General features: G+C 53.2%; 1 rRNA gene. It reads left to right on the top strand.

The annotated features are described in order from the left end of the window. Positions 1–112 precede the first annotated feature (112 nt). Positions 113–3,023 (top strand): 23S ribosomal RNA (locus tag Xedl_RS40650). Positions 3,024–3,157: the final 134 nt, after the last annotated feature.

Raw genomic sequence — 3,157 nt, 5'->3', positions numbered from 1 at the left:
TGCTCTTTAACAATCTGGAACAAGCTGAAAATTTGAAACAATCGATGTTGTTGAACGATAACATTGATGAGTCTCTCAAAAACTCCAGTCCGAAGACACCTTCGGGTTGTGAGGTTAAGCGACTAAGCGTACACGGTGGATGCCTAGGCAGTCAGAGGCGATGAAGGACGTGCTAATCTGCGAAAAGCGCCGGTGAGCTGATATGAAGCGTTATCAGCCGGCGATGTCCGAATGGGGAAACCCAGTGCAATCCGTTGCACTATCCTTATCTGAATTCATAGGGTAAGGAGGCGAACCGGGGGAACTGAAACATCTCAGTACCCCGAGGAAAAGAAATCAACCGAGATTCCCCCAGTAGCGGCGAGCGAACGGGGAGGAGCCCAGAGCCATCAGCGATAGCAGTGTCAGGAGAACGGTCTGGAAAGGCCGGCAGTAAAGGGTGAGAGCCCCGTATCCGAAGACACTGGTATTGTGAGCTCGAAGAGTAGGGCGGGACACGTGGTATCCTGTCTGAATATGGGGGGACCATCCTCCAAGGCTAAATACTCCTGACTGACCGATAGTGAACCAGTACCGTGAGGGAAAGGCGAAAAGAACCCCGGCGAGGGGAGTGAAAAAGAACCTGAAACCGTGTACGTACAAGCAGTGGGAGCCTTGATTTATCAGGGTGACTGCGTACCTTTTGTATAATGGGTCAGCGACTTATATTCTGTAGCAAGGTTAACCGCATAGGGGAGCCGCAGGGAAACCGAGTCTTAACTGGGCGTTAAGTTGCAGGGTATAGACCCGAAACCCGGTGATCTAGCCATGGGCAGGTTGAAGGTTGGGTAACACTAACTGGAGGACCGAACCGACTAATGTTGAAAAATTAGCGGATGACTTGTGGCTGGGGGTGAAAGGCCAATCAAACCGGGAGATAGCTGGTTCTCCCCGAAAGCTATTTAGGTAGCGCCTCGTGAATTCATCTTCGGGGGTAGAGCACTGTTTCGGCTAGGGGGTCATCCCGACTTACCAACCCGATGCAAACTGCGAATACCGAAGAATGTTATCACGGGAGACACACGGCGGGTGCTAACGTCCGTCGTGAAGAGGGAAACAACCCAGACCGCCAGCTAAGGTCCCCAAGTCATGGTTAAGTGGGAAACGAAGTGGGAAGGCTCAGACAGCCAGGATGTTGGCTTAGAAGCAGCCATCATTTAAAGAAAGCGTAATAGCTCACTGGTCGAGTCGGCCTGCGCGGAAGATGTAACGGGGCTAAACCATGCACCGAAGCTGCGGCAGCGACATTTAGGTGTTGTTGGGTAGGGGAGCGTTCTGTAAGCCGGCGAAGGTGAACTGTGAGGTTTGCTGGAGGTATCAGAAGTGCGAATGCTGACATAAGTAACGATAAAGCGGGTGAAAAACCCGCTCGCCGGAAGACCAAGGGTTCCTGTCCAACGTTAATCGGGGCAGGGTGAGTCGACCCCTAAGGCGAGGCTGAAAAGCGTAGTCGATGGGAAACAGGTTAATAGTCCTGTACTCGGTGTTACTGCGAAGGGGGGACGGAGAAGGCTATGTCATCCGGGCGACGGTCGTCCCGGTTTAAGCGTGTAGGCTGGCATCCCAGGGAAATCCGGGGTGCTTTAAGGCTGAGGCGTGATGACGAGGCACTACGGTGCTGAAGTGACAGATGCCCTGCTTCCAGGAAAAGCCTCTAAGCCTCAGGTAACATTGAATCGTACCCCAAACCGACACAGGTGGTCAGGTAGAGAATACTCAGGCGCTTGAGAGAACTCGGGTGAAGGAACTAGGCAAAATGGTGCCGTAACTTCGGGAGAAGGCACGCTGGCGTCAGGTGAAGGGACTTGCTCCCGGAGCCGAGGCCAGTCGCAGATACCAGCTGGCTGCAACTGTTTAATAAAAACACAGCACTGTGCAAACACGAAAGTGGACGTATACGGTGTGACGCCTGCCCGGTGCTGGAAGGTTAATTGATGGGGTTAGCCGCAAGGCGACGCTCTTGATCGAAGCCCCAGTAAACGGCGGCCGTAACTATAACGGTCCTAAGGTAGCGAAATTCCTTGTCGGGTAAGTTCCGACCTGCACGAATGGCGTAATGATGGCCAGGCTGTCTCCACCCGAGACTCAGTGAAATTGAACTCGCTGTGAAGATGCAGTGTACCCGCGGCAAGACGGAAAGACCCCGTGAACCTTTACTATAGCTTGACACTGAACCTTGAGCCTTGATGTGTAGGATAGGTGGGAGGCTGTGAAGTGTGGACGCCAGTCTGCATGGAGCCATCCTTGAAATACCACCCTTGAATGTTTGATGTTCTAACGTAGGCCCGTTATCCGGGTTGCGGACAGTGTCTGGTGGGTAGTTTGACTGGGGCGGTCTCCTCCCAAAGAGTAACGGAGGAGCACGAAGGTTAGCTAATCACGGTCGGACATCGTGAGGTTAGTGCAAAGGCATAAGCTAGCTTGACTGCGAGAGTGACGGCTCGAGCAGGTACGAAAGTAGGTCTTAGTGATCCGGTGGTTCTGAATGGAAGGGCCATCGCTCAACGGATAAAAGGTACTCCGGGGATAACAGGCTGATACCGCCCAAGAGTTCATATCGACGGCGGTGTTTGGCACCTCGATGTCGGCTCATCACATCCTGGGGCTGAAGTAGGTCCCAAGGGTATGGCTGTTCGCCATTTAAAGTGGTACGCGAGCTGGGTTTAGAACGTCGTGAGACAGTTCGGTCCCTATCTGCCGTGGGCGTTGGAAGATTGCAAGGGGCTGCTCCTAGTACGAGAGGACCGGAGTGGACGCACCACTGGTGTTCGGGTTGTCATGCCAATGGCACTGCCCGGTAGCTAAGTGCGGAAGAGATAACCGCTGAAAGCATCTAAGCGGGAAACTTGCCTTAAGATGAGTCTTCCCTTACTCCTTAGAGGGTACTGAAGGAGCGTTCGAGACGAGGACGTAGATAGGCTGGGTGTGTAAGCGTTGCGAGACGTTGAGCTAACCAGTACTAATGAACCGTGCGGCTTAACCTGACAACACCGAAGGTGTTTTGGGCATGAGAGAAGAGAAAGTTTCAGAGAGAGAAAACAGCTTGTTCGGGATTGAAAACAGGATTTGTCTGGCGGCAAGAGCGCGGTGGTCCCACCTGACCCCATGCCGAACTCAG

This window comes from Xenorhabdus eapokensis (assembly GCF_001908105.1).
This window is presented reverse-complemented; position numbering and strand designations above follow the sequence as displayed.